Origin of the sequence: Limnohabitans sp. Rim28, assembly GCF_000293865.2 — a bacterium.
Lineage (GTDB): Bacteria > Pseudomonadota > Gammaproteobacteria > Burkholderiales > Burkholderiaceae_C > Limnohabitans_A.
The window spans coordinates 1-2,563 of record NZ_ALKN02000038.1 but is presented as its reverse complement, the minus strand read 5'-3'; the positions used below and the strand labels follow the sequence as shown (position 1 = coordinate 2,563).

General features: G+C 51.5%; 3 protein-coding genes. 2 read left to right on the top strand and 1 reads right to left on the bottom strand.

All coding sequences use genetic code 11. From position 1 onward, the window contains the following. Positions 1–255: 255 nt before the first annotated feature. Together B472_RS16705 and B472_RS16700 are read left to right on the top strand one after the other, a co-directional pair. A complete protein-coding gene (locus B472_RS16705) occupies positions 256–1,704 on the top strand; it encodes an SIR2 family protein (RefSeq protein ID WP_019428492.1) in 1,449 nt (482 codons plus the stop codon). 8 nt (positions 1,705–1,712) lie between these two features. Beyond that, positions 1,713–2,153 (top strand): TIR domain-containing protein, encoded by a 441-nt coding sequence (locus tag B472_RS16700; protein WP_019428491.1) that lies wholly within the window; start codon positions 1,713–1,715, stop codon positions 2,151–2,153. A 155-nt stretch (positions 2,154–2,308) separates the two neighbouring features. Here the strand turns inward: B472_RS16700 and B472_RS17395 are convergent. Then, a partial coding sequence (locus tag B472_RS17395; protein WP_238147480.1) for a hypothetical protein occupies positions 2,309–2,563 on the bottom strand: 255 nt, incomplete at its 5' end.

The following is a 2,563-nucleotide window of genomic DNA, read 5'->3' as shown; positions in this document are numbered from 1 at the left end:
GAGTAGCTGTCAATAGAAAAGTTTAGGATCACAACTACGAGATGAGTGACCACTTTCAGTTGGTGTGAACGGGTACTTTCGACCCTCACCGGACTTTCGGCGTTGAGAAGTTCAAACGGCAGCAAACTGATTGAAATGGACTGTCGCCTCCAAGCGAAGAAAAGCAGTTACCCCGCTTTCAAGGTATTGCCGAAAGTATTACGGATTGAATAACCGGCTGTCAGTTTTCTGCTGCGAGCTGTTAGAATTGCCACATTGAAACAGGGGGGTGCTCTGAACAAGGATCAGTTCCGGCTCGTTGAGCTGTTGTCAAAAGAGGTCGAGGAAGGGAATCTCGCCATTTTTGCTGGCGCCGGATTCTCACGCGATGCCGGTTTCGTTGATTGGAAAACGCTGCTCAAGCCCATCGCTGATGACCTAGAATTGGACGTCGAGAAAGAATGGGATCTCGTTACCCTTGCTCAGTACCATACCAACATCCATCATGCCAATCGCGCGAAGCTCAACCAGCTCTTGGTGACAGAGTTTTCCACAAATGTTGCGCCGACTGTTAACCATCGAATCCTGGCCCGACTGCCTATTGGAACGTACTGGACAACTAACTACGACAACCTCATCGAGGCAGCACTCGAAAGCACGGGCAAAATCGCCGACGTCAAGTACACTGTAAAGCAGCTCGCCACCACTAAGTCTAATCGCGACGCGGTGGTGTATAAGATGCACGGCGACGCTACACATCCTGCAGATGCTGTCCTGATCCGCGACGACTACGAGCGGTATCACATCAACATGCAACCGTACGTCACTGCACTCAGCGGTGACCTAGTGTCCAAGACGTTTCTGTTTCTCGGGTTCAGCTTTACCGACCCCAATCTTGAATACATCCTCAGCCGTGTCCGCATCCACTACGGGCGCGACCAGCGGCAGCATTACTGTGTACTTCGCAAAGCGAAGCGGTATGACAACGAAGCCCTAGTAGATTTCGAATATCGCCAGCGAAAAGAGCAGCTCTTTGCCGGGGAGCTGCTGCGGGTCGGTATCAAAACCACTTATGTCGATGAATTTGAGGAAATCACCGCAATCCTCAAAGCCGTCGAGTACAGGCACAAGCGACGTACTGTGTTCATCTCCGGTGCTGCGCACGAATACTGCCCTTGGACGCAGGCGGAGTCCGAGCGATTTGTATATGAGCTGAGTCGAGAAATTAACAAGGAGAAGTTTCGCGTTATCTCGGGTTTTGGGCTAGGGATCGGAAGCGCTGTTATTAGCGGCGTTCTAGAGCAAACCATCATGAGTGGGGGGCGCCTAGATGGTGAGCAACTTGTACTTAGACCGTTTCCCCAGACCCAATCGGGGAAGCGGCCATTGGCAGAGTTGTGGCGCGAGTATCGTCGCACCATGCTTGAACACGCCGGCATCGCAATTTTTTTGTTTGGAAACAAACTCGTCGACGGAAAGGTTGTTGAGTCAAATGGGATGCGGGAAGAATTTGAAATAGCGCGCGAAAATGGCGTGTTCATTATTCCCATAGGTATTACGGGCTCCATCTCCCTGAAGCTCTGGGAAGAGGTTCTACATAATTTCAAAGTGAATGATCATCCACGAGGCAATGACATATTGCCGCTACTCCAGGCGCTTGGCGACGATAAGACAGACCTTAACGAAGCCAAAAAAATTACGTTGCAACTTTTGAGAATCGTCTAAGGATCGATATGGCTAGGAAAGTGTTCTTCAGCTTCAAGTACGCTGACGTACAGCGGGCAATGAATGTCCGCAACAGTAACGTCATTTCCGGCGCTGCTAAATCTGGCTTCATCGACAAGGCAGATTTTGAAAAGGTGGAGCGCGAAGGCGACAAGGCCATCAAGGCCTGGATTGACAAGCAGTTGGAGGGTACGTCGGTTACTGTGGTCCTCGTTGGTGCGAATACCGATAAGAGCAAATGGGTCAAGTACGAGATCGCGCAGAGCATTGCCAGGGGTAATGGCATTCTGACTATCGACATAAGTAAGATCGCCGACCTGCAGGGCGATACTACAGACTGCTGCAGCTTGAGAGTGCCGGGTTATGAGCACTATCTCTGGAACAAGCACAATGGGCGGGACAATCTGGGCACGTGGGTGGAGGATGCAGCAACTGCTGCAGGAAAGTAGTGGAGCGTGATAAGGCCACACCTGAACGGCTGTCCGGCCGCAATTCTCCTGTACTTCGGAATATCTCAGAAACCTGCCGCTCAATTAACGCGGAGGCTAAAGTCTGCTCAGGGTCGAATGTGTAAATTCACTGTTTTGGAACGCAGCCATTCCGCTCAACTTTCTGCCATGGGGCCGTTACCCAATGCAAAGCTGACGCAGTGAGCGTCGGACGCCAGCGTCCGTTTTGGCCGATTTGCTTCCGTAGACGATCCAGCAGCATTTAAAGTGATGCGGTCATCCGACCGGCAGCGCTGAAGGATTGATGGCAGACCGCTCCTGGCCGAATGCGCTGGTTGACTGCCCAACTCGTTTGCAGTCATCAGTTCAACTGGAGTGATCTCTTCTGACTTGATATAGCGCAAGGCGGT